The following is a 26,019-nucleotide window of genomic DNA, read 5'->3' as shown; positions in this document are numbered from 1 at the left end:
TCTTACAGAACGAAATTTAAATTGAACAAATTTAATTATCACCCATAAGTATTTAATAACGCCTCATTCTTATCCGTAAAACAAAATGATTTTACTTAACATAATCTTGCAATTCACTTATATGTTTTCATTATTAATGCTCCCTCTCTTAATCTAATTGTACCTACAATGAAAATTCATTTTTCAGAATTTGTATAAGTTGTATTGCGGATTGCTCATTAAACTGAATTGTTTGGCTTACAACATTTGTATTTACTCTTTCCTTAGATCCATAGGTATTCAATTGAACATACTTTTTCCCGTTTTCAACTAGAATATTATATGTACATTCTGCTTCATTCTGCAATCTTGAATTTCTAGGTGCCTTACTTAAATCAGTTATCAATGCCACAATTATTCCTCCATTTATAACTCTAGTAATATTAATGTAATTTATCGTATAAACATTGGCTACAACAGCATCATTGTTTCTTTGTTGTTGCTTCTGCACCAAATATTGATTCACATATGCAACTCTACACCCAACACCCTATTAGCTAAATCTATATCTTCGTTATCCACTGTAACTCTAACTTTCCCTAGTCGGCGTTTCTCCCGCCATTCTATTAAATGCGCTTCATCTTCTAACTTGAGCTCGGCGATTTCTTCCGCTCGATCGAACATATATTTCGAAGCAAAGAGCAAGTTATAGATCCCTTGTCCACCTAATGCGATAGGCTTATCCTTCTTCTGCCAATGCTCAACCGTGAATTTCACATATAACTTTTCTTCTGTTCCTGGGCGTGGTGGAATCTCTGAAATCTCCTTACGGCGCACTACTTTCCAGTCCATAACCTTACCATACCAATGGATTCCAGTTTCCCTATCCGGACCGAATTTCTTGCGTGATTGACAGAGTGCTACATATTCAACCTGCGTCAAAATCTGATGTTCCGATATATTCTCGAGTGGAACGTGATAGAATCCCTTCTCTTTAGCTACTTCTAGCTGAGTGACAGTCCTTAAAGAACCTACAAGCACATTCTTCCCCGTTAACTTATTACTGTAATATTCCTTAGTCCCCCGTGGTCGAGTTGAACGTTCATATGCTTTCTCCGGACTGTCCATAATAATTTCATCTAAGAACTTCTCCAGTAACCCAGTAGAGTTAGGCAACAATGGAAATGCACCAATATTCATCATCTTGATACTTTTGTGTAATTTATGTTCCTGAAACTCTTCTTCGTTATGATACGGAAACAATACATAGGCGCCGAACATACTACGCTCAACTTCGCCTTGTTTTCCACCATTATATACAATCGCATCTCGATATCTGTGCATCGTATTGATATCATCCAGTTCGGGTCCCGGTGTCTTATAATCGCGATGATAGCTAGTTCCCTCATAAGCTGGATTAAGACGATATTTTGCATCGAAAATATACTTGTATTCCACGTTAGAATCATTTTTCTTCAGGGTTAGAACATTATCTGGACGTTGCGGCAACGTCTCGTTTCCATCTCCCTGTGGAAGGGTGTTATAATACAGCGTGAAAATCTCACCATTTTTAGGATTACGATACTGCATTCTAGCAGCCTGCGATTTACTTAATTTAACGAAGAGTCCATCGCGATCGACCTTTATAATGTCCTGCTTGAGCAGCTCATATTTTCGACCTAACAAATCATGAATCTTCAAGAAACACCAATATTCATATAGCTGAGCCAGATCCTTCATGGAAAGATGGAACAAATCACTTTGAATAGACAAGCCTTTCAGAAGCATTAAGTAATAGCGGTATACCTCGCGATATCCTGGAGCCATTTGCAATACTAACGATACTGACATCTGCTTCATTTCACCAACATTAAGAAAATCTTGCTGGAGCAATCTTTGGAGCTGACTTTGCATCATATTGATTTTTTTAGTGAGCAGTGGTTCTGTCATTTGTTCTTTACTCGCTAATCGCGTCTTCAGATCTTTCAGTTTCACTTGAATGCGGCTCAATACCCATCGGACAAATCGATTCTCAGCCGTATCATAACTGACAAACCTTCTGTTCTCAAGAAGATGGCTTGGAGTATATCTATCATTCCCTAGTTGAATTGGACCGTTCTTATGATCAGATGTGAGAAGATGAGGACGTTTACTTAAATAGGTTATATTCTCTCTCCCTACCTTCTTCACACGTGCCGCTTCCATTAATCGGTTCTCCGCCTGCAGCTTAGAATGGGGCGAGTTCTTAATTCGTTCCACCGCTTGCACGAGTTGACTGAATACATGTTGAAGAATAGTGAAGAATTCGGTTAAGCTCTGATGGTTAGTCTCCTTCAGTCCTGTTAGATTATAAGTCTTACGTAGAAAATCAAATGAGAGATTATAGATTTGCTCATTAACATCCTTTAGAATCATCTGATAATCTTGCTTGTAATCCATCTTTGAAGGGAAGATCTCAAGCTGTAACCGAAATGCTGACTCTCCACTCACATGGATCTCTAACTCTGTATAACCTACTTCATTTTGAAAATTCAAGATACCTGACAATATCATCTTACCTAATGGCTTAATCGCTTTCCGGAGATGCATATTATCATGGTGAAATGTAATCGCCACGTCCTGCTTCTTCTCCACTACCAGTTCATAAGACTGTGTCTCGAAAAATATAGGGTAACTCTTCTCACCTCTCTGCCATGGAATCAACGTTCCTTCTTCTGGCGAGAAGATTGAGATGCTCTCCACATGAACCGAAGATCGAATCGATTCCACACCAAAATGAGCATCCAGCCACTCGGCATGCTCATTTCGATGAAGCTGTAAGGTTTCCACCGTTGGATGGAATGGCTTACCTTGAATATACAAGTTAAATAGATTCGTCTCTACACGCAGAAGTTCTACACTTTGATTAAGAGAGCCAGAAAGAGGTGAACCCATCTTCTTCTAACCTCCTAATCATGAATACCAGTTTCCGTGCTGTTTGCGGGTATTTAGCACCTTCTAGAATACTAGGTTTATATAAATTTGAAGCATCGTCTGCTAATTCTGATATTTTTAGGCTAGTACCTAAAGCGATCTCCATCAAGCAAAGTAGTGCCCGTTTCACAGACATACTGCTTCCTTGAATTCTAGGTAATATCTTCTGAAGAAGCTGCATATCAAATGCTATATCCTCACTTAATAAATCCGAACGTTCATTGTAAATCATATAGAAACAGACTGCATCCCGAATACGGAAACCCACATGAGAATGTATATTTTCTAAAATACCATTGATCTTCACTAACAGTTCCGTATTCCTCTTAACCAATTCACTATTCTCTTTATAAACATCAATCAACTGTAGATAATCACTACGTAGGAATGAATTCGGTGTAGGCTGTGCGGAATCAATACTCTTGGACACTAACTCCATATCTGGATACTGACCAAGGTTAATGTAATTGAACTCAAGCGTATTAGCCCGATCCAGAACTTTTTTGCTAAAAGGATGTGTTGTCTCGTCCATATTCACCGTACCGATGATATACACATTGTCTGGTAAATAAATATTTCCATATATCATCTGATCATCTTCTGATGAGAGAGATTTAGCATGAATCAATGTCGATGTAACAATTCGATCTCCCTGCCATTCCTGTGTCTCCAATATGCTTAACAGATCACTGAAATAGTGTTCAACTCTTGCTAGATTCATTTCATCTAAACAAATAAAATAAGGCTTATCTCGATTTATCGGCTTCATTGCATCAACAAGAACCTCAGTCAGTTGCCCTGGTCGAAAATTACCTGATAGGTCCTTATATCCGAGAAGATCCGATGGATCGCTCCAATCTGGTCTTACTGGAATTAGATTGAACTGACCATTCTCATTCGTTGCCCCAAACGCTTCTGCAAACAGCTTTACCAGCTTTGTTTTCCCTGTGCCGGACACACCTGCTAGAATAACGAACGGCTTTGTCTTCAAAGATAGATAGAAGTTCTCGATCAGATAATCAGGGTAATGAAATCCATTGCGATTAATAAATTGTTTGATTGTATCTAAGCGCTCTTTTGTCGTCATCGGATCCATATCTTCCACTTCCTTAGGCTTAATCACTTCAGCCATATGTAACGTGATATCTACATACTGATTATAGTATTCGAACACTTTATTCAGATCAGCGATGAGCTGCTCATCATCAGGTAACTGATCTGCCTCATACCGATAATACGCCACTGTTGATACCTGATAATCTTGCCCAAGACCCCCAGATGTTAAATTAATCTGATCATCCTGAACCATTCCATCCAGTGAGATAAGTTTACGAATGTCAGTTACTTTATTACGGAGGTATTGATATGCTTGTACTTTTCCCATATCATTCTTTGGAACAGTTACTCCTTGAGCTAATGTCAAATATACAGAACTCATGTCCTCAGCAAATAGGTATACGATATACTCACCATGCTGCGTTGTTCCAGTAATTCTTTTATCCATAATAGCAATCCAAGGGATATTCGCCCAATTCCCCTGTCCCACAGACCCTTGCACCTTCAGGTTGTCACCAATAAAGGATAATTCCTTAAGCCCATTAGGGATAACCTGCCTAAGCAAGTTACCCAATGGATGACCTCCAAAAGACTCCTTTTTAGCATCAAGGTAACTAGACATCACCGAATGCAATGCATCATGCAGCGAAAAGGAACTATCCATCTGATTGTAATAGTTCTCTAGTTCTTGCTCTGCATAGCTATATAGTTCATCAATAACTTCATCGTTTAGTTGATTGTATATATTTGAGTTGAAACCTATAGTTTGCTGTTCTTTGTTGTATTCTAGTACGGCTGATAACACCTCGATTGGCGTGTTTATAATGTGCTGGAGCTGAACTGAAGTAATTTCTCTCCATGAAGATGCCATTTTCGCTGGAGGCGAGTCTACTTTCAGTTGTCCTGCTTCTCTATCTCGAAGAATTTTAAGAAACTGTTCCTTCACTTGTGTGAATGGAACCTCTCTATTGTCAGATCCTTTCATAACATCTAGGATCGCTTTAATGAGGATCATTTTGTATGATTTCTGTTTGTTTTTAAAGATATTTGATAGTTCTATAGGTAGTGTCATTGGAGTCACCTGTTTAGTTTGATTTTCTTGTTAATTTGAGAAAGAAATTTAGCTCAATCCCTTATTCAATACAACAATATTTTACAATCACATTATTCGGTTCCCAATCATTGGCTTTATCCTATGATCTTAACCGCATTCTCTTTAAACTTCGTAACGATCTCTACTAACTGCTTCTGCTTCGTCCCATCAAACAACTTAATGAAAGTATGTGGTTTATCAAAGGGTGGCTTTGTAAGTTCAGATACATTCTCGATATAGCCGTTCTGCACAATATAATCGATGACCTTTTTGACAAAGACGATTTGTGTCTGACTTAGTGACTGATCACTAATAAATTCTGAAAATATAGCATTTGCAGCTTCCGCTTCTAGTTTAGCAATTTTACGTACTAGTAAACCGAATGGAGTGTCTTGATATTCTCGTTTATAATCCTCTGCCGTACCCAACTCGCCAGTGAAAATATGCTCCAGATTCTCGTAGTCGAGCGCAGACAATGGAATATTGTTACGTAGCTTATGAATAGCCAGCGTATCACGATTTTTCTCAATATAACGATTGACCTTTAGCTTGTAATCTTCAAAATCATAAGCCTGGCTCATCGGCATACCCTCTTTAATCGTGATGATTTCATCGGCAAGGTTCGTATAGATAGGTTTCTTTCCACCCTCATCTACAATAATTTTGATCAGATTACGCAACTCTACACGTACCTTCTCAAAGTTCAGAATATCTGAACTCTCCCAAAAGTCATCCGTACCGATCGTATTGATCAACTCTAGTTTTTCTTTAACCTTTGAAACCGTCGCACGTCTTGATAGTTTAATACAAACATCAATTAACTGTTTCTTGCTTCTCTTGAAATATGCCAATCCTTCAATCTGAGCAATCATTAACCCATACATAAGATTATCAAAATGTTTGGCATGCTCATCCGTATCATTCATATATACAATCGGTGCAAGATACTTGATCAGATCACTTTTATCTAAATCAGAGAGGCATACGAAGGCCCCGCTATGTTTATATTTTTCAATATATTGCAGCTGCATTTTTACCGAAACTAATTCCGTATTCAAAGCTTTAATTTGCTGTAATACTGTCTCTATTAAATCTGTCCGAATCACTTGATAAGGATCATCGATAAAGATAGACTGCTGCATATGATGAATCAATCGAACTCGCTTCGCAAAAATCCCTTCGGATATACTCTGGGCTTCATTGCCCTGCAAGCCCTCCTTGTGTTCACGGAAGAACTCGAAGTTCCCTAGATAATCAAAGATAACAAAACCCGTCTTATGTTCTCCTTCTCCAAAAAGATTCTTGCATAGTCTTGTGCCACGACCGATCATCTGCCAGAACTTTGTCTTGGACCGAATACGCTTGAAGAATACCAGATTAACGATCTCTGGCACATCAATTCCAGTATCCAACATATCTACCGACACGGCAATATGAGGTTCCTTCTCTGCAACCTTAAACTCATCAATCATTGATTGAGCATACATATCTTCCGAGACAATACGTTTAGCGAAACTTCCATGATACTGGGGATACAGCTTATTGAAACGTTCGACGATATATTGAGCATGTCTTTTATTTTGTGCAAAAATAATAGTCTTCCCTAGTCTGTCCCCACCTCCAACCTTCTTCCCCTTGGTCATTAAATCTTCTAACACCATATCAACGGTAGATTGGTTAAAGATAAATTCATTCACCGCAGGAGACGGTATAAAATCAGGCATATCCCCATCTTCATCTGTGAAATCTTCTTCATAACGCGCCTGATCCTCAGGGGATAGATCATCGTAGGTAATGCCATAATCCAAGATTTTTGTGGCTATTTCAATATTATAATAAGGCACCAACACATGATCTATCTCCACGGCGGTGTCATAGTCATAAGCATAGGTAGGCACGCCATTCTCCACTTCGAAGAAGTCGTAGGTATTGTGATCAACATCGGACTTTGGTGTTGCCGTCAAACCTACCAGGATACCGTCAAAATATTCAAATATCGCTCGATATTTCTTAAATATACTTCGATGTGCTTCATCCACAATAATTAAATCAAAGTGGGCAGGTGTAAACAGACGCTTACCGTCATCACCCTTAGCCGTGTCTATGGCGTTAAGCATCGTCGGATAGGTTGAAAATACAATACGTGCGGTCTTATCCTCTTTATTACTTAACAAATTACATAGAGACATATCTGGAAGATAGTTTTTGAAATCGTCCTTGGCTTGTTTGACCAGAGCTGTTCGATCCGCCAAAAATAAAACGTTGGTGACATAGCCACCTCGGGATAATACATCCGTTAAGCTAGAGGCAGTTCTTGTCTTACCCGTGCCTGTCGCCATCACGAGTAATGCTTTTCGATGACCTGTACCAATGTTCTCGCATACGGCACGAATGGCTTCCTTTTGGTAATAGCGATCGGTAATTTTGTCATCAATATGTATTTCGTCTAACACTTTCCGTTCACTACGACGGTTCATCAATTTCTCAAGATCGCTCTTGGAGAATATTCCGCTCACCTTACGTTCTGGCGAGGTTACATCATCCCAAAAATTCGTAACAAAGCCATTGGTAGTAAACATCATCGGCCGTCGGCCTGTCATCTTCTCTAAGCAATCCGCATACAGCTTCGCTTGATGCGTGCCGATCTTCGGATCTTTAGAGGTACGCTTCGCCTCGATGATCGCAAGCGGAAGTCCATCTTTACCGTACAACACATAATCCGCCTTTCCTATTCCCTCATGATTAGGCATACCGTAAAGCGGCACTTCTTCTCGTACATCATCACCAAATACCCAGCCAAGCAGTTTCAAGTCTACATCTATATATTTCTTACGCGTCATGAACTCCGAGATATCTTCAGGGGTAAAGTGGCGCTCTTCCTTATGCTGCGCTTTATCTGCGGTAAGTTGGTCACTCATAGCAGCGATCTTAGCACGTAAAACCTCTAATTCAGAATCTTTTTGCTCGATTAAGCTATCTTTCTCTTTAATCTTCGCTTCGTCTAGAATGACCTTATCCGCAGGAATATTCTCTTCATTGAATTGACGTTCTTCATAGTTTACACCGTAGCAGTAATCTATCCACTGTACGAATTCAAACAAAGAGGAAAGGGATAGAATAGCGTCACTGCGACTGATTGATTTCTCTGTATGTACCGCCAGGTTCCCCAGCTTGATGATATAGGGTAGCTTACCCCAAGTCTGGTTCTCCATGGCGAATCTGAATGTAGGCTCGTGAATCAATGCCTGCAAATTATCCTTATATGGCATAATAATCGTGTTATCCGCAGTATATACCCATTTGACCGCTAGCTCTAAGGCCTTACGACTACCAACCGCCGCCATAGCAGGAGAGGTGCTTAGCACCCGCTCCGCTTCAACGCAAGCCATAGCAAACAAAGCATACTCCGGTTGTTCCTGTAAGAAATCAAAGTTTGGAGACATGAAGTTCACCTCTCAGATTAATTTATAGGTTTACAATTTCTATTCAAAATACTCGTTCATCAAACTGTCGAACAGGTACTGTATTTCGTCGATCGCCTTTTTTACGAGGGATTTTTGTTCCTCGATTTTGGTGACGATGGTGGCGAATTGGGTTTGGAGTTCTATTGGTGGAAGGGGAATATTTATCGCTTTCAATTTTCCCATAGATATATTATACATGGAGCCACTTGTTCCAGTTGATACATTAGATAAGCTATTCCTTACTGAGTTATCACTTAATATATATTTCATATAGATAACGTTGGCTAGATTATTAAATTCAATTCTCCATAACTTATCTGGAAGGAGTAAGTCTGGATAGTCTTCAAAAATTATGCATGTTGCTCCTACTAATTCTCTTGTATTGGCTCTACTAAACAATAAGTCATTCTTATGAGGGAATACATATTTTTTTATATTCAAATCCTTATCTAACACTTTACATTCTGTTTCTCGAAAATAACCTGATGTAACTGCACTAACTCTTAGAACTGCCCTTTCTTCATTTCCTTTTTGTCTCTTAACACCGTCTACACTCCACCCTGCTTCTATAACTTTAATGGATTTTCCTACAGAACAATGATCCCATCCCTTTTCATTGGTAATAGGATCACCAAACAAATCATAAAAGGTCGATTTGATAAGGTTGTCCAGCTCAGCAAGCTCCTGTTTGCGCATAGCAAGCAGTTCTGCGGCGGTGTCTAAAGTTTTTGCAATTTGCTTTTGGGTTTGCAGAGGTGGGAGTGGCATAGGGACACCCTTGATTAGGGTAGCCGAAATATTAGGCTGTGCTCCTCCTACTCCCATCTTTATAAAGTCATTTTTCTTACTGCAAAGGAAATAATATAAATAAGAACTATCAATCTCTCCATTCGGCAAAAGAGCTGCACAAGCTTGATTGGTAGCTGCGTCAATAGAAAGAATTGAACAAGCACCAATTGTAGCACCATACATCGCAATAAGAACAGTATCAACAGGAAATCGTTTTGCTGAGCTCTTGTTGAGTGCCTCTTCCGTTATTCTTCCTTCAACTTTAGTAATATACTTACCTTTTAAGTCTCCAGTTCTCACCCATTGTATGGTTCCATTTTCATAATACTCAGGTTTACTTTTTGACGGTGTTCCACCAGAAGTTATTTTGAATACATCACCCAATTTAACCATTTCCCACTTACTCACCAAGAATCCCCCTTAATTCCTCCATCTTGGCAGAAATATCAAGGTTCAACCCATCAAGTCGGTTCATGATCACTTCTGGTGCATCATACTCCACCTTTTCATAAACAACTTCTTTATATCTATTAATTGAAAGATCATAATCATTCGCTTCAATCGCAGACTTGTCCACCAAGAAGCTTGGTTCGGTTGGTTTGCGGTCTGCTTCACCCTCAATATTATGGAAGCGGGCAAGGAGGTCGGGAATATCATTGGCATCAATGGAAGAACGCTTATCATCCAAAGAAAAGCCATCGGCTTTCATATCATAGAACCAAACTTTATCCGTTCCGCCTGCACCTGTTTTGGTAAACAGTAGAATTGCCGTACTCACACCAGCATACGGCTTAAATATCCCACTCGGCATTGAGATTACCGCCTGAAGTTGGTGGTTCTCTACTAACTCTTTACGTAACGATTTATGGGCCTTGGTAGAACCAAACAAGACACCGTCTGGAACAATACAAGCACAACGTCCACCTTTACGTAGAATGCGTAAGAAGAGTGCCACGAACAAAAGCTCCGTCTTTTTCGTATCACAAATAATCTTTAGGTTATCGTTAATACTCTCAGCATCGACGGTTCCAGTAAACGGTGGATTGGCGAGGATAATATCATACTCGGATGCAATACTATTCTGCTTCGATACACTGTCCACATAGTCGATATTCGGCTGATTAATAGAATGGAGCATTAGGTTCATCGCGGATAGGCGCAGCATTGTTCTGTCGGTGTCGTAACCAGAGAACATATCGCCTGCAAAATGATCCCATTGCTCGCTTGTCATCTCAGATTCATAGTTTTGTCTAATATATTCCGCAGAGGATACGAGAAATCCCGCTGTGCCGCAAGCAGGGTCACATATTTTATCATTTGGAGTTGGGGCAAGCAATTGCACCATGAGATCACGGATATGTTTTGGAGTTCTAAACTGACCATTCTGTCCGGATGTTGCCAGTTTACCTAACATATACTCATACAGATCACCTTGCATATCCAAATCTTTGATGTCATGTTCATACAACTCATCTAAGCCTGTAATAATCTTTTGCAATACCTGAGGGGTTGGAACTAAGAACATCGCATCTTGCATATAGCGTGAAAAAGCCGTCGTATTATCTCCGTTCATTGTTTTGATAAAAGGAAATACCTTCGTGCCCACAATATCATAGATCACGCGTGAATCTTTGGTCTTAAATTTACTCCAACGCATGGCCTGTCCATCTTCGTCCTGTGGGAAGATCTTAGGCATCGCCTCACCACTTATCGCCTCAAAGCTCTCATTCTCCAATTCCTTCTCATCCAAAGAACGGATAAACATTAAGTAGGTAAGCTGTTCTATTACGGTTAAGGGATTGGATATACCTCCAGCCCATACATCAGTCCATATTTTATCAACCTTATTGCGAATTTCTCCTGTTAGCATCTGTATTGCTCCTGTCTCTATCTTAATAGTCCTTTAGACTCATTCAATCCATCTATATATCCCTTTATTCTACAATACTTCCCATTCATTATATAGCACATCATAAATATCGATCTATGAGCAAATATATTCTCAAAATAATAGAACCTCACACTGGATAGGTAGTTCATTATTCTCGTTATTTGTGAGATTACTTAGCTCAATCACGGCTTTCATATCTGTTTCTTCCAAGTTACGCAAAATGAACGAACGCCAATATGACATGATTTATCCCATTCTGCTTATCTCGGTGTAATATCGCTTACCTGTCCTTGATATTGGTAAACTGCTCGAACTGCTCCATTAGACAGCATAGACCGCTCCATTTTATAAAATAAACAAGTGGATCTATCCATTCCGCTGTAACTATTTCACTTTTCAGTTCATGTAGCATATTGGGTACCAGTTGAGGTCTGGAAAAGAGATCTTTGAGATAAAGGTGTAAAAAGTCTCAGCTCCTTCTCGTCCTTGATCCCACGGATATGATTTCACTTCGAATACACATAGGTGAGTACTTCACCTTGTTCATCTAACTCGAGTTCATTGTACTCTTCCTGTCCAAGCGTGTTTTTCAAAGTATCGACGATCTCATTACATAACCGAGTTTGCATGATACCGCTTCTTCCGTATCTAGCAGCGATTCTCTACCAATATCATAGAGAACGCTGAAGTGACAGTACTCGATATTGTAGCTCCTATTTCAATACCAATATGGTATAATCATCCTACATATCTATCCAAGGGTTACCACTTAATAAGTATATAGATAATCATTCACTAGAATGGGAGTTTTTGTTTTTGAATATAAAGAATAATCATAATGCTCTTCACGCTACTTTAAAGATGGTGTATGAGCAAGGAGGAGGAGTTTTTAGAGATGGGAAATGTAATAACCTTTCTTAATATGAAAGGTGGCGTGGGAAAAACCACTCTTTGTAAAGAAATTGGATACTATTTAGCTTCTCGTGGTGACCGAGTACTTTTAATTGACGTAGATCCCCAAGCAAACCTTACACAGTCAATATTTAAAAAATATAAATATAAACATACGTATGAACGTGAAAATGAAGAAAATAGGAACTTTAAGGTCTGTACCTCTAGCATCAATATGGTGTTTAATCACTCTTACATTGAAAAGACCGTTAAAGAAAATGTAATACTTAATCTAAGTGATAATTTATCAATCATTCCTGGTGATTTGAATACTATCTTTCTTGAAAGAACTTTAGGTGGCTCAGACAAAGAACAAGCCCTTAAAAATTTCATTGAGGACTTTAAGCTAACCGATGATTTTAAATATATTCTTTTAGATTGCCCTCCAACTTATTCTTTTTATACAACTGCTGCATTATTAGCCAGCGATTTTTATGTTTCGCCCATTTATCCAGATTCATATTCAGTATTAGGATTAGATTTATTATTTAAAGCAATAGAGAAATTGAAATCTGTACATAGAGAACGATTTAAATATCGTCCTATCTTTCAGGTAGGCGTTATATTCTCAAACATAGCGAAGACGCCAACTACTGGAGTACAAAATTTCATCGATGAAATTCTTACAAGCAACGAACTTAAAGAAAAAGAAATATACTTTTTCACAAATGCTTTTGTTAAAAATCCTCAAATCCCTAAAGATGTAGGATATTTCATTGTAGATGGGGAAAACAATCACTCTAAAATGAATATAGAGGTTATTGTCGAAGAATTTGATGAAAGGATAACTCAATTATGTCCTCAAAATACATTAAATCAAATTTAAGTAAGCTAGATGGCAATACAAATACAGAATTGTTGCGTTTAGAGCTTTATTCGATTGTCACTGATGTCTTTCTAAGTAAAGAGTATTTTAATAAAAACAGCGATATTCTTTCTTTTATTGACGAAATCAACTATCAATATGGTGAATATTTATTTAAAAGTCGTACATTACTACTTGCTAGAATATTGAGAGATATTAACAAGGCAGAAAAAAATGAATTACTTTTGATTATGCGTAATCTTCAACATTTACTTTTCAACAATATTGAATCGGATACTAAAACAAAAGACAAAAAATCAAAGAACTATATTGATTCATTAATGGAACAATTTAAACGAGGTGCAGATAATGAATAAACAAACAGAATTTCAGTATTATTTATCATTTATTCATGAAAACTATCCTCAAAGTGCATTTTTAAAATCTCAAGAAGGACTTGTAAAAAAACTTTTCACAAATATTCACGACTCACTTATTATTTCCGAAATATTTTCAAGTATAAGAAATTCAAATCCTATATGTACTCAATTACTAGCTGACCAAAAGTTAATCTATCTAAAGACACTTTATATTTTACCAACCAATGATGATTTTCAATTCTATTCGATTATGAGAGCTAATGTTGAAAATTTATTAAGAATACTTATAAACAAATTTAAACCTGAAATGACTTACGAAGAAATCAAAGAAACAAGCTTTTCCACACTTAATAAATTATTAGATGCAACTTATTTAAACCACAAATATAAAGTTGAACTATCAGATCTATATAGCTATTTTGGTGCTTTCTCAAAAAATATTCATAGGATTTCTAGTGAACAAACTACTATATTGTATCTAAATGAAATGATGAGTAAAACTCTTATATCTAAAAATTTAGAAACAAAAATAACTTCCATAGAAAAAATCAAGATCAATCTAATATTTATGTTTCTGGATATTTATAATCTTAAAAGTAGTTCTTTTGATACTCCACAACTATCTAGACTTCATTCTATATTGGGGGATGAGGAATATGAAAAACTTCCATTCTTCAAATAATATTACTTAATAGTATTTATTATTAACTAAGCTTCTAATGTGTAGAAGTAATAGGAAGTACAAAACTTACAAAAACATTGTTATTTGCTCAATGTCAGGGCGGCTGACCATAGCCATCCTTTACCCATTAATTATATAAAGAGAAGTGGGACAATAGCCCGCTTCTCTTTATATACCGTTTCCTTTCCAAATTAACAGTGAACAGTACTTTGCATGTACCGTATGAGGGTTAATCAGACCTTCCCATATAATCTGTTAAAGTGGGCTGAAGCCTTGGTCTTACTGATTTAATTGTATTTATTTCCCATTTTGTTTGGGTGGTTTAGGATGATTGGTGATTCTTTGTAACACCAATTTAACGCCAATATTAATAACAACGATAGTTGGAATTCTTCATTTTTTAATATTAATCCCAATAAAGTAGAATTGACAAAAAGACGCACTGTTCTCTCGATTTTTCTTACTTCACATCTGCCACATCTATTTTCTGAATTAAATCTATCTATTAGTCTTCTCTGCAGTTTTAAGTGCTCTGAGAAGGGCTTTGATTGCCCTCCTTCCTCCCCCAGATTTGCAAAGCCTCTAACTCAGATTCTATATTTTCCAGTTTGCACTTTCCAACTACATCAAGCAGCTCATCAATATTGCAGCTGTCTGGGTTGCGTAATATAAACAGGATTCGATATTAAGGCATCTCGGGAACTTGATCACTTCAATCTCAAGCATTTCTTCTTCGATTCTTAATTCCGTCTTCTCAATATTATGTCGAGCATACACTTTTATGTTCGTAATTTCTGTTGAATGTATGGCTTTTACTTGAGCAACGAAGTGTTCTCCCAATGTTTCAGCCATGTTTTTTTTGACTATTAACATATCTAAAACATTCAACAGCCAAATCAAGACCATAGCCAGGTTTATAATCTCTAAAATTGCTCTCGACTAATCAAAACTTGATGTTTATTAGGTATTACTATTTGCTGATCAAAGGAACTACCTCTCTCTCCTTAACAGCCGAGTAGATGTGTATCGCCCAATATCACAGACACTAAGAGTCTTACGGATATAAACGCTTCCCTCCCTCATTTCTCCTATAGTATCCTTCTCCTGCTCCCTTATGAAGACAAAAACACCCTCTCGGTAAAGAGAAGGCAAATACAACACGGATAATTCCCCAGTTTATTCAAATTATTCGTTGTTTTTTTTCATGTATTGTAAAAAATCAGTTCTATTCTGGAAGTATAGTTCTTCCAAATCAAACTTTTCAAATACATCTTTTCCAATATAACCGTTAATTAATTCTATATGCATATTTATAATATCAACAATATGGGGCATTGAATCAATATAGCGGGAAGCACTTGGATTAATTGTCAAATGAAAATTGTGTTCTGGATTTGAGCATTCTGTCATTAATCCAGAAAGTACAGCAGTGAGAGAAGCATGTATAAACTCACTATTGTATTCATAGAATTTATCATATTCATTTTTTAACCCGAGTTGAATACAAATTTCTCTTACAGACTTTGTGAAATAATCACCATTTATAGGGATAGGTGCTATCAAATTGTTTTCACTTGCAACCCTTAAAATATCTATATCTTTTATATCTTCCCGTCCAGTACGTTTAAGAATGTGCAATCTTAACCTATCCAACGCATAGTCTTTGTATTTTTCCACTTCGTTATTTTCGATAAGATACTTAGATTGCCAGTAATTATCAAAAAGAACTCTGGTGCTCATTGAAGATAAAATCCCATTTAAACCAATTAATGAAATGTTCAATTCACTCAATATTCTTAGACTATATATAAGTTTGCTTAAAAGAATTTGTTCATTATCACTATAATTTTCCCAATATTTTGATACGTGCTCAGTAATAGCTGAGATATAAGGTATTACTCCCACATTCTTAGGATAGTACCTTAATTCTTGATATTCCACTGAACATAGTGACTCTTCAGTCAATATTTCTATAATGTTATCAGACATGCTGTATATTAACGTTTGTTCGTAGTCTGTCATAGTTAATCCTAAGTATATAGCATTAATAATAGAGCAATGTTCGGATAAATTTTCTTCGAATCCTAATTCCTCTTCAAAAAAATTTTTGATTTGCTTTGAATGCCCCATCTTAATTAGATGAAAGTATCGACTTAATACGTTATATGGATGGTCTTTCGTTTTCAACCCTTCAAACTCCGACTTGTAATTGTTTACATTTAATCCCTTTACAATTTTCTTTTCAAAATTCAATCCATAACTTTTCAGAATATCAGATATTTCTTCAGCCTGCGTCTCAGTGAGCATCCATTCAACTAAATTGGTACTATTATTTTCAGCATATGAAATGATCTCATTCAAATATTCCCCATAACCATTTTGAGAAATTAATTCAATTATCCATAAGTGTCCAATGACAAGACTATATAAGTACATTGACGACCTCTTACCATTATCCATATTGTAAGGATTGACTAATTTACCTGCCTTTTTGTCGAATTTAAAATCTGTAATCTTGGGATTTAAAATTTTTTCATATTTTTCTTCCTCGTTCACTTTAACAACACTCCTACTCATTCGATTAAAAAGCTCATACCAAAGCTAAAGATATCATACTATATGTCGGAATATTTACTAGGCATATGTATACTACCTCCATCGTACGTTCAATTAGTCATTAATCTGACTCCCCTCATATCGCAATCACTAAATTCCGCCTTCAAAACAAACCTCTCATTAGAGAGAGGGCATTCCCACATTAACTTCTCACTCATTCTTTCCTTTCCAAACTAGTTGTGAACAACACTTGACATTCACCGTATGCGGAAACATTTCGAATACTATTAATTGTTGTCCATATGCTATGGTTGTTTTATAATCCATTCCTTACACTATACACTTATTAGCCACCCATACCATCTGCGGAGGCAACTCCTCCCTCAATCTCCACACAATACTCATTGGCTTATTCCCCTCATGACTCACGTAATCTGCTTCCCCTAAGAAGACAAATGGAGAGGTGAACTTTTCACTCTCTTTGTATTCCCGAACAAACAACGCAATGCGGTTACCCGTGCTCCGGTGTTGGATATACCGCTGCGCGGTCTTGGTGTTCTCCGATACACTACTTTGTGTCTGCCAGTGGAACAACCTTTCATTTATCGCATAGTCTTCATAGAGTGTTGATGGTGAGAAATCTTTATCAGATTTATTTAGTGTAATGAAGAATATATCTATCTGTTCACTCTCGAAATATTTCACGCCTTCGCGGAAGGTTGGTGCTTTATCCCCATTCCAATAGCCAAATGCCGCTAATATCTGATCCATGCTGTACATACAGTGGATATCTAGTGGACAAGTGAAGGGGAATTCATGTTTCTTATCTACAAAATCAAGATGTTCCTCGTTATATTTTAGGATATCCACAATCTCATCCTTAAATTGAGGGCAGGTTAGAATTGCCTGAATGCCTTCTTCTATATCTTTAAATCCAAGCTTTACAGGCTCTGCCCGATAAAATGTATAGTAGAACATGACTAACATCCGGTGCTCGTCATCGTCATGTGGCTGCGTACTATTTTCCAAATAGTCGATTAAGAACTTCAGCCATCTGCGAGAATTCAAGTTCAGCAGTGCCGGAATGCGCTTCACGTGTTCGGGATGATCCCATTGGAATGGTTCTAGTATCTCTGCTTCTACCATTAATCCTCTAAAGAATCGGTTGCCACCCCGCCCGCCATAGAAGTCAAACAAAGACATACCATGGTAACGAACGAAGTTCGCCAATGTCACTTCAAGACCTGTGTCCTCTTGAAAATACTTTATTTTGCTAATCAGATTATTACGATTGTTCTTGGTTTGCTTCAAGTTTCGTAATATATAATCCTTGGCTTGTTTCTCTAAGTTGAATGAAGGTTCCTCTAGGCAGCGAAGAGAATCCATTCTCTACATAATGCTGAATCGAGTGTTTCGTCTTGCCCATTAACGCTCTGAATTTATCTTGGAAATTGTATTCCTTATGCGCTTGTCCAATAAAATCTAGCACCGTAAGGCACTCTTTGCCCTTAGCCAATCGTAGTCCACGACCTAACTGCTGCAAGAATACGGTTAAACTCTCCGTTGGACGCAGGAACAGAATCGTATTGACGGCTGGAATATCCACGCCCTCGTTGTAGAGATCCACGACAAAGATCATAGAGATCTCACCGCTAATGAGTCTACTCTTAACTGTACTTCGTTCCTCGTTACTAGAATTCCCATGCAACGCCACCGCTGGAATTCCCGCTTCATTAAATACCTTAGCCATATAAAGGGCATGCTCTACATCGATTATTACAATACTGATCGTTATCAATAGATATTAAAAAAGATGACTCCTGACGAATACAGGAATCATCACTTAACTCTTAGTAATCGAGATTCATTTTAATATATTCATACAACTTCTGCTCTACCGGATTTTTTAGAATCATATCCATACATACTACAGGGACTTCTTTGTTGTCTTTGCCCTGCATAAATGTCTGATTAACAGATGTTAGATCTGGATTAGCTTCCCCTAAATAGTAAAAATCCCCGCCTTCATCATCATCTTTTTTCACAAAAATATGAATATCTATATTGTTATCTACAGCTGCAATAATCAGTTTGACTTCTTCTGACTGTAATTTCCGATTACTTCTCGTATACCATTTGAATATAGATGGAGATAAAAATTCATCGCCGTAATTAATACTAGATTCTACCTCATCATGCTTATGGTATGTAACGAATATTGGACAAGTATTATATTTTGTCTTGTAACCATATATCGTTGAACTTTCATCACTTTCCCAATTGAGAAGCTTACAAGCATCTTTCCGGGTATATTTTTGGTATAAGGTCAATGAGGTGCTACTATCAAAGACTCTTGTTTTTTCTTTTGCACATAATATGACATCAAGAAACATTTCTTTAAATGTTTCATTTGTCTCCAAATTCCGTCTAACATCATCGTTTAAATAGAACCCGCCATCTTTTAAAATACAAATCGGTGTATCCCCATACTTCTTCCTTTGTGCTGCAACAAAAAATGATAAATCCATTACTCTAATGACAGATGACAATGTATTGGGATCTGTTCGACAGTTCAATTGCTCTAGTGTCGTAACATAATCATCATAGGCCACTTGGCCATTGGGAAATAGTAACTCTAGTAAAATAATCTCATGTATTCGTTTCCCATCGAGTATTTCTGAAGAAAGCATAGTTAGAACCTGTTGTTCATATGAAGTTAATTCTGGAATATCTTCATTAATCGTGATTAAGAATTGATAGTAATTCTTATGAGGCTTCACACTATTCACAATAACAATAGGATCAATAGATTCATTAGTAATGAAATCATGCAATGTTGGCCTGTGACCGATCCTATTCTTCAATTCATGGAAAGCTTCTTTCAATTTCCTTAATTCAGTTAAATTGTTATTAGTAATCGATTTATAAATTTGTTCTTTTGCAATTTCCTCAAAATTAATGGTTGATACGCCATTAATATAGCTTGAATCCTTCATTATTCTTCGTATATTATCTTTATTCATAGATTTATCACCAGATAATGCAATTGGGATTAAATAATTATTCTTATAATTCCCAATGAAATCAATAATAGTTACAAACTCTTTATCAGCATGTTTACGAAGTCCGCGCCCAAGTTGTTGAATAAAAATAATGCTAGATTGGGTTTGTCTTAACATAACAACTTGGTTAACACTTGGAATATCAATTCCCTCATTAAAGATATCTACTGTTATGATGTAGTCGAGTGCCCCTTTCTCAAGAGCTCGTATTTGCTTTTCTCGAATCTCTATTGCGTCATCACCAGTTAATGCAATCGTCCGATATCCTTTTTCATTGAACATGGCCGATAATTTTATTGCCTCATCCTTCCGGCTGCAAAATATCAATCCCTTTACCTTAACACCAGAAAAACCATAATACTCAATTTTACCGATTAGATGAACTACGCGTTCATCGTTTACAAGCTTCGATAATATAGAAGAATCATCAATTGTCTCTCCATTCATTTCAAGATCAGTCACACCGAAATAATGGAAAGGACAGAGCATATCTTCTTCAAGAGCAGCTTGCAATCGAATTTCATAAGCTACATTATAATCAAACAACTGATAGATATTGAAATCATCCGACCTCTCTGGCGTTGCTGTCATTCCGAGCATAAATTGAGGGTTGAAATATTCAATGACTTTGCGATATGAACTCGCACCTGCTTTATGTACTTCATCGATTAAAATATAGTCAAACGCTTTAGGATCAAATTGACTCAGAACATCTGATTTCGATATCGTCTGAATCGTTGCGAACAAATACTTTGCTTGTATGTTCTTCCCTGTACTTGATAGCATTCCATAATCTTGATCTATGCCGCCTACTACATTCATATAGTCTGATTTGGCCTTTAGTAATATTTGTTCACGATGCGCGATAAATAACAAACGTTTAGGATTGAAACTTCTAACATCGAACGCTGACAGATATGTTTTCCCTGTTCCTGTTGCTGAAATCACTAATGCCCTCTTGTGACTCGCAAGACGTACTGCTTTTATATTTTCTAGTGCAGATAATTGCATTTTATTCGGTTCAATCGTATCAAGTATAACTTGGTTATTATTCTCGACTATATTTGTTAATTCTTCATTCATTATGTTTCTAGCTGTAAATTCCACAAAAATCTTCTCGTAATTCAATATCCATTCTTCCGTTAGAATATTTGCACCATTCCATACTTCTTCAAACTGACTACGAATCTGAAGTAGGAACTCATCCTGCGGATTCAACTTAAGTTTGACGTTCCATTCATAATTGATCTTCAAAGCTTGCACTGTTAAATTAGCACTGCCAATAATTAATGCATGATCGGCATCCTTATTAAAAATATAGCCCTTCGAATGAAATCCTTTTAGATCCGTAAGACGAACATCCATATTTTCTATTTTCAAAAGTTCTCGAAATACTTTAGGGTTATTAAAATATAAATATGTTGAGGTTAATAACCTTCCTCTAATTCCTCTTCCCTTTAAATCAAGTAAATAAGATTTGAGTGTTGCAAGACCACTTTCTGTTACAAAAGCTACAATAAACATGAATGACTGACAATGTGTCAATTCTTCTATTACTGAAGACAATATATTTTCATTCTTCAGCGGATTATTAATTAACAACTGAGGGGAATATTTTACGAGTGAACCGTCAACTGGTGATAGAACGGTATTCTCATAGTTAAGAGCTACGCTAGTCATGTCATTTCCACTCACCTTAATTTTTAGCATAATTGTATAATTATTAATCCATTAGCACAATCCATTATATGACAAAAAGACAACCTTCATACAAATGCAGATTGTCCTAAATTCCGAATAAATTATACGGTACTGTCAACTCGATGGTTCATAATCTTCTGGATCGCTGGGATATCAGCAGGAGCCCAATCCAATGTGTTCAACTCAGCTCTTGGTAACCATTTAATCGCAACATGCTCTGTTAACGTCGGTGTCCCCTCAATTAATCTACAATAATATGTAGTTAAATGAACGATGCCAAAGTCATATTCGTAAGTGGTATCTTCAACATGATCACCAATTTCGACTTGGCAATTCATTTCTTCATGTATCTCACGTTTTAAAGCTTCTTGCGGAGTTTCACCACTTTCAATCTTTCCACCCGGAAATTCCCACTTTAGAGGTAATGATTTACTCACGCCTCTTTGAGCACATAGTATTTTATCTTCATTTACAATAACTGCTCCAACGACAAAAATATCCTTTTTCATAAATACACCTACCTAAATGATATACTCTCAGTTCTTTCTAACAATAAAATATATTGTATCATACCAATAAAAGATAATACTGTACATAATCAACAATATAAAACCTGATGTTTAACAAGTTTAGGCGATCATCACATCTTCGGAGGGAAAGCTCTTAAACTCTATCCTTCCAATAGCTCTCAAAGGTCGCTTAGATCTTCTTGAGTACGTCGAACGATTCCTTCTCAGTCACCTTCAAGTTCCACTCTAAACCACTGGTGAGCGCCACATTGTAAAGGGGTGAATAAAAAAGAAGGGGTGCGATCCCCCCTTCTTCTAATATGACAATATTTTGTTAGGATGCTTTCACTTTACTTGCTTTCTTGTGCCAGCAGGTTCAGCATAACCGTTACAGCTTCCGCTCTTGTAGCATGCTCTTGAGGGAGGAATTTGTTATTGTTATTGTTCTTCCCTTGCACAATACCTGATTGCTTCACGATAGCAACGCTACCTTTGGCCCACGCTGGGATGTCATTGTCATCTGCGAAGCCAATTGTAGCATTGGCTTCAATAGAATGACCCAAAGCATGTGCAAGCATCACTGCCATCTCTGCCCTTGTAACTGCTGCATCTGGACGGAATGTCCCGTCCTCATTACCTTTAATAATGCCTAATTGTACGGCTTGCGCGACCGCTTTCTGTGCCCACGATCCGATCTTCGCAGAATCTGTGAAGGTCAGCGTCTCTCCTGCCTCTTGCGGCTTCAACGTATTCATCAGCATGACAGCAAATTCTGCGCGCGTCACGGTAGTGTTCGACTTAAATGTTCCGTCCGTATAACCCCTGACAATTCCGCTACTTATCGCTTTCTTGATGCTGACCTCAGCCCAGTGTCCAGCGATATCGCTAAAGTTAACCTCCGTTGGTTTCTCTGTTACGGGAAGACCCGTGGATTGATCTACAACGAGTACCGCATACTTCGTAAAGTGATTGACATCTACTGTGATATGATTCCCTTTTATCTTACCACCTTCAACTTTAACCCATGATTTCTTCACTTCATCATAATAGAATACGGATGCAATATAATTGCTTTGCAACTTGGTAGGATCAAAGGTAAAAGTCAATGTTACCGGTTTACTGAAGTTCTCTGAGAAATCTTTGGAAAGTTCAAATACCGAACTAGCTAGAATCTCTTTATTCGTTAGAAGAACTTGCGTGTTCAATAGTTCTTCTATCGTTAATTTCATTGCTTTGTTGGTAGCGCCTGCTGGAATAGTGATGGTGATCGCATCTCTCAAGCTGACCTGACCCGTTCTACCAGCAGGAAGTGTTAATTTCCCATCCGTTGCAGTAACCTTGCTATCGATTGGGGATGTTGGGGATGTTGGTGTTGTTGAGCCTCCGCCTCCGCCTGATGGTGTCGGTGTTGGATCTGGTGTTCCCGGAATTTCTGGAGATTCTGGTGTTTCTGGTGTTTCTGGTGTTCCTGGTGTTCCTGGTGTTCCCGGAGTTTCCGTCCCTGGATCTGTATTCGGCCCCTCAACATCCTTAACAAAGCTTAAATAGAAATCATCCATTGTTCCCCATGCACCGCCATCTGCTTTGATATTAGCGCCGACCGTAAGGGTTCCATCAGTAACGAGAATATTCTGGATCTCGGGATTATTCCACTGCGCCCACCCGTTCACACCGGTGTTTACTTTCACTTCCTTGCTACCCGTTACAGCAAAGAGATTCATATCGGGATTTACAGCATCTCCGCCTTGGATAAACATAGAAAGATTATAATATCCGTTCTTCAGCCCGGAAATGGTCTGCTCTACTCTAAAGTCCACTGCTTTCGCAGAGTAGAAATGCAGTGAATAGTTCCCACTCTTGGCATCTGAGACTTTGTTCAGATAGTCTGTATCCAGTTCGCTTCCGACTCCATAAGTGATCTTCCACATGCTTCTGTCGTTGTTCTCGAAACCTGCATTGACGATTAGGTTCTCTTTTTTAATCTGGAGAATAGCCTTTACCGCGTGATCGCCTTCTGCGGTTCCACCGATGACATAGCTGCCTGCACCCTGGATAATGGCTTGCTCAAGCGCCGCTTGATCCCACGTAACAGATATCATACCGGAACTTCCATCATTGTAAGTAACACTTACCTCTGTCGGCAGATTTATCTTCTCCCCAGCATTCACCGTCACCGAGACATCCTTGATTTCATCTATGGTAATGGGAGCAACAGCCCCTGTATTCACATATTTGAACACATTCAGCGAATCAAGCGGATGTCCGTTGAAATCGAACAAAGCTTGGTTGTCAACAGCACTTCCTCCATACCATACGCCTGCATCTTTAGGATCATATTCCTTCGCATAGCTTGCGGCCCAACCTGAACCGAATTGTTCCCAAATTCTCTTATTATCCTCCAGGTTATCTTTCGGACCTACCGGAAGCCATGCAGGCTCCCAATAAAACACACCAATTCCCGCTTCACCCACATTGGCAACAGCTTCGATTACGTCTCTAAGCGAGCTCGCTTGGCCTTGAACACTAATAGGGTAATCTAAGGTTTGACCTGAGCTCTTAGGCGCTGTATTTTCGTGCCCGTCCCCGTCTTCAGCGGTATACGCGTAGGAGGTTTCAGCTACCATTACTTTTTTCTCATACTTATCGGCAACCTGCTTCAGCTCGGATGTCAAGTTACTTAATGTGCCGTGCCAGAACGGATAATATGAACTCGCAAACACATCATAGTCTACATCATTACCTAGCAAGGTTTTCGCATAGCCAGCATATCTGCCCACCGATTCCGGATTCGTAAAATGCAGAGCGACCAGAATATTGGAGTCGATCTCTCGAACCGCTTTGCTTCCAGCGTTAAACAATTGGCTCATCTTACCCCAATCGGATTCGCCGACAAATTGTCCGTTAGTTTCATTACCTACCTGAACCATACCAATTTCAATACCCTCATCAAGCAGGGCTTGCAAGCTTTCTTTGGTATATTCGTACAGTTCGGTCTTCTTATCTTCGAAGTTCAAATTTGCCCATGCCTTAGGCGTATGCTGCTTAGCTGGATCGGCCCAAAAATCGGAATAATGGAAGTCCACCAGCAGCTTCATGCCATTAGCCGTCGCCCTTTTGCCAATTTCAATCGCGGTTGCCAGATCATTATTACCGCCGCCATAACCTTTTCCTCCTGTATCAAAAGGATCATTCCATATACGTACCCGAACGTAATTAACCCCGGCTTCATGTACGGTTGTAAAAATATCCTGCACTTCTTCGCTCTCATTATAAAACTTGACTCCGCTATTTTCTAAAGCAATAATACTCGAGATATCCACGCCCTTAATAAAGTCGGGCTCTAGTCCTTCAACCTTCTTCACAAAAATATCCGCGTCCACTGGTGGAGTCACCGGTGGAGTCACTTCCGTACTCACTTGTCTCAACTCAAAACTGTCCAAATATCCCCATGCTGCTGGAGCACCGCTTATGTTCGCCCCAATCACTAGATTAGAAGTATCCTGCTCCAAGTCAAATTTCAAACTGACTGTCCCCCAAGCATTATAGCCAGTGGTGGCAACGGAGGCTGCCTTCTCGCTTCCCGCAAACAATTCAACATTTCCCACTTCATTATCAATCACAGCTCCGCCCATCGAATGAACCGAGAGCTCATAGCTTCCCGCAGGAAGAGTAGGAATAACCTGATTCACTGTAACTAACTGGTCTTCAGAAGCCGTTTTCTTAATCCAATACTTGAATCCGTGCTCTCCTTCATCTGGTTTGAGCCAAGTATCATCTTCATATGAATATCGCAGAATATCTACTTGATCCCAGTTATCCGTTTCCACACTCCATGATTGATCCTCCCAAAAATCAGCTTCGAAACCGCCATTCACAATATACGACGTACTGTCCTCAACTGCAGCCGAGGCAGCCCCCAAGCTGAATGAAAATGAACTTATCGTCAACAACACTGCTACAAAAATAGAGATAACCTTTTGTTTAATTCTCATATTCTAATCACCTTTCCAACCTAATATTTAGATATAAATGAGTGCTTCTAACTCATGTAAGCCCTTACAAATAAATATATCAGTAGTTAAAAGCTTATGTAATGTTCGAAATGAAACATTTTGTATGTTTAAGCAA

General features: G+C 38.1%; 14 protein-coding genes and 2 pseudogenes. 3 read left to right on the top strand and 13 right to left on the bottom strand.

Features of this window, described 5'->3' with window-relative positions:
• Nucleotides 1-163: 163 nt before the first annotated feature.
• From PBAT_RS03830 to PBAT_RS26350, 7 genes and pseudogenes are all read right to left on the bottom strand, one after another.
• Complete coding sequence (locus tag PBAT_RS03830) at nt 164-505, bottom strand: hypothetical protein (RefSeq protein ID WP_068646750.1); 342 nt, start codon at nt 503-505, stop codon at nt 164-166.
• Nucleotides 502-2,913 carry a restriction endonuclease-like protein gene (locus tag PBAT_RS03825; RefSeq protein WP_068646748.1) on the bottom strand — a complete coding sequence of 804 codons (2,412 nt, stop codon included), beginning with the start codon at nt 2,911-2,913 and terminating at the stop codon, nt 502-504. The genes PBAT_RS03830 and PBAT_RS03825 overlap by 4 nt, the downstream gene beginning before the upstream one ends.
• Nucleotides 2,885-5,080: an MrcB family domain-containing protein gene (locus PBAT_RS03820; RefSeq protein WP_068646746.1), complete on the bottom strand. Its 2,196-nt coding sequence runs from the start codon at nt 5,078-5,080 to the stop codon at nt 2,885-2,887. The genes PBAT_RS03825 and PBAT_RS03820 overlap by 29 nt, the downstream gene beginning before the upstream one ends.
• A gap of 116 nt (nt 5,081-5,196) precedes the next feature.
• Nucleotides 5,197-8,544 carry a DEAD/DEAH box helicase family protein gene (locus PBAT_RS03815; RefSeq protein ID WP_068646744.1) on the bottom strand — a complete coding sequence of 1,116 codons (3,348 nt, stop codon included), beginning with the start codon at nt 8,542-8,544 and terminating at the stop codon, nt 5,197-5,199.
• Between the two features lie 39 nt (nt 8,545-8,583).
• Nucleotides 8,584-9,762 (bottom strand): restriction endonuclease subunit S, encoded by a 1,179-nt coding sequence (locus PBAT_RS03810; protein ID WP_068646742.1) that lies wholly within the window; start codon nt 9,760-9,762, stop codon nt 8,584-8,586.
• Nucleotides 9,755-11,224, bottom strand: a complete 1,470-nt coding sequence (locus PBAT_RS03805) for a type I restriction-modification system subunit M (protein WP_068646740.1) — start codon at nt 11,222-11,224, stop codon at nt 9,755-9,757. Before PBAT_RS03805 ends, PBAT_RS03810 begins: the two co-directional genes overlap by 8 nt.
• Before the next feature lie 319 nt (nt 11,225-11,543).
• A pseudogene (locus PBAT_RS26350) lies at nt 11,544-11,877 on the bottom strand (NgoFVII family restriction endonuclease); the annotation flags it as partial.
• A gap of 263 nt (nt 11,878-12,140) precedes the next feature.
• Here PBAT_RS26350 and PBAT_RS03800 point away from each other — a divergent pair.
• The 3 genes from PBAT_RS03800 to PBAT_RS03790 are packed head-to-tail and all read left to right on the top strand — an operon-like array spanning nt 12,141 to nt 14,063.
• Nucleotides 12,141-13,022 carry a ParA family protein gene (locus tag PBAT_RS03800; protein WP_068646738.1) on the top strand — a complete coding sequence of 294 codons (882 nt, stop codon included), beginning with the start codon at nt 12,141-12,143 and terminating at the stop codon, nt 13,020-13,022.
• Nucleotides 12,992-13,378: a hypothetical protein gene (locus tag PBAT_RS03795; protein ID WP_068646736.1), complete on the top strand. Its 387-nt coding sequence runs from the start codon at nt 12,992-12,994 to the stop codon at nt 13,376-13,378. The genes PBAT_RS03800 and PBAT_RS03795 overlap by 31 nt, the downstream gene beginning before the upstream one ends.
• Nucleotides 13,371-14,063 carry a hypothetical protein gene (locus tag PBAT_RS03790; protein ID WP_068646734.1) on the top strand — a complete coding sequence of 231 codons (693 nt, stop codon included), beginning with the start codon at nt 13,371-13,373 and terminating at the stop codon, nt 14,061-14,063. The genes PBAT_RS03795 and PBAT_RS03790 overlap by 8 nt, the downstream gene beginning before the upstream one ends.
• 621 nt (nt 14,064-14,684) lie before the next feature.
• Here PBAT_RS03790 and PBAT_RS03785 read toward each other — a convergent pair.
• The 6 genes and pseudogenes from PBAT_RS03785 to PBAT_RS26175 all read right to left on the bottom strand — a co-directional run bounded on the left by PBAT_RS03785 (nt 14,685) and on the right by PBAT_RS26175 (nt 25,883).
• Nucleotides 14,685-14,915 carry a hypothetical protein gene (locus tag PBAT_RS03785; RefSeq protein ID WP_149466294.1) on the bottom strand — a complete coding sequence of 77 codons (231 nt, stop codon included), beginning with the start codon at nt 14,913-14,915 and terminating at the stop codon, nt 14,685-14,687.
• 333 nt (nt 14,916-15,248) lie between these two features.
• Nucleotides 15,249-16,619, bottom strand: a complete 1,371-nt coding sequence (locus PBAT_RS03780; protein WP_068646730.1) for a DUF5677 domain-containing protein — start codon at nt 16,617-16,619, stop codon at nt 15,249-15,251.
• A 330-nt stretch (nt 16,620-16,949) separates the two neighbouring features.
• Nucleotides 16,950-18,393 (bottom strand): annotated as a pseudogene (locus PBAT_RS03775) (DUF3427 domain-containing protein); the annotation flags it as partial.
• A 76-nt stretch (nt 18,394-18,469) separates the two neighbouring features.
• Entirely contained in the window at nt 18,470-21,391 is a 2,922-nt protein-coding gene (locus tag PBAT_RS03770) for a DEAD/DEAH box helicase (protein WP_248912401.1), read from the bottom strand.
• A 92-nt stretch (nt 21,392-21,483) separates the two neighbouring features.
• On the bottom strand, nt 21,484-21,891 hold the full coding sequence (locus tag PBAT_RS03765; RefSeq protein ID WP_068646728.1) for a (deoxy)nucleoside triphosphate pyrophosphohydrolase: 408 nt from the start codon (nt 21,889-21,891) through the stop codon (nt 21,484-21,486).
• A gap of 350 nt (nt 21,892-22,241) precedes the next feature.
• On the bottom strand, nt 22,242-25,883 hold the full coding sequence (locus PBAT_RS26175; protein WP_068646726.1) for a glycosyl hydrolase 53 family protein: 3,642 nt from the start codon (nt 25,881-25,883) through the stop codon (nt 22,242-22,244).
• Nucleotides 25,884-26,019: the final 136 nt, after the last annotated feature.

Source organism: Paenibacillus antarcticus, assembly GCF_001637225.1.
GTDB lineage: Bacteria > Bacillota > Bacilli > Paenibacillales > Paenibacillaceae > Paenibacillus_AQ > Paenibacillus_AQ antarcticus.
The sequence above is the reverse complement of the archived record's forward strand: the minus strand, read 5'-3'. Positions and strand labels throughout refer to the sequence as shown.

What these genes read in the sequence shown, in the direction of transcription:
- PBAT_RS03770 (WP_248912401.1), bottom strand. Translation starts at nt 21,391, where the DNA reads ATGCTAAAAATTAAGGTGAGTGGAAATGACATGACTAGCGTAGCTCTT.
- PBAT_RS03795 (WP_068646736.1), top strand. Translation starts at nt 12,992, where the DNA reads ATGTCCTCAAAATACATTAAATCAAATTTAAGTAAGCTAGATGGCAAT.
- PBAT_RS03785 (WP_149466294.1), bottom strand. Translation starts at nt 14,915, where the DNA reads ATGGCTGAAACATTGGGAGAACACTTCGTTGCTCAAGTAAAAGCCATA.
- PBAT_RS03765 (WP_068646728.1), bottom strand. Translation starts at nt 21,891, where the DNA reads ATGAAAAAGGATATTTTTGTCGTTGGAGCAGTTATTGTAAATGAAGAT.
- PBAT_RS03820 (WP_068646746.1), bottom strand. Translation starts at nt 5,080, where the DNA reads ATGACACTACCTATAGAACTATCAAATATCTTTAAAAACAAACAGAAA.
- PBAT_RS26175 (WP_068646726.1), bottom strand. Translation starts at nt 25,883, where the DNA reads ATGAGAATTAAACAAAAGGTTATCTCTATTTTTGTAGCAGTGTTGTTG.
- PBAT_RS03825 (WP_068646748.1), bottom strand. Translation starts at nt 2,913, where the DNA reads ATGGGTTCACCTCTTTCTGGCTCTCTTAATCAAAGTGTAGAACTTCTG.
- PBAT_RS03800 (WP_068646738.1), top strand. Translation starts at nt 12,141, where the DNA reads ATGGGAAATGTAATAACCTTTCTTAATATGAAAGGTGGCGTGGGAAAA.
- PBAT_RS03805 (WP_068646740.1), bottom strand. Translation starts at nt 11,224, where the DNA reads ATGCTAACAGGAGAAATTCGCAATAAGGTTGATAAAATATGGACTGAT.
- PBAT_RS03790 (WP_068646734.1), top strand. Translation starts at nt 13,371, where the DNA reads ATGAATAAACAAACAGAATTTCAGTATTATTTATCATTTATTCATGAA.
- PBAT_RS03815 (WP_068646744.1), bottom strand. Translation starts at nt 8,544, where the DNA reads ATGTCTCCAAACTTTGATTTCTTACAGGAACAACCGGAGTATGCTTTG.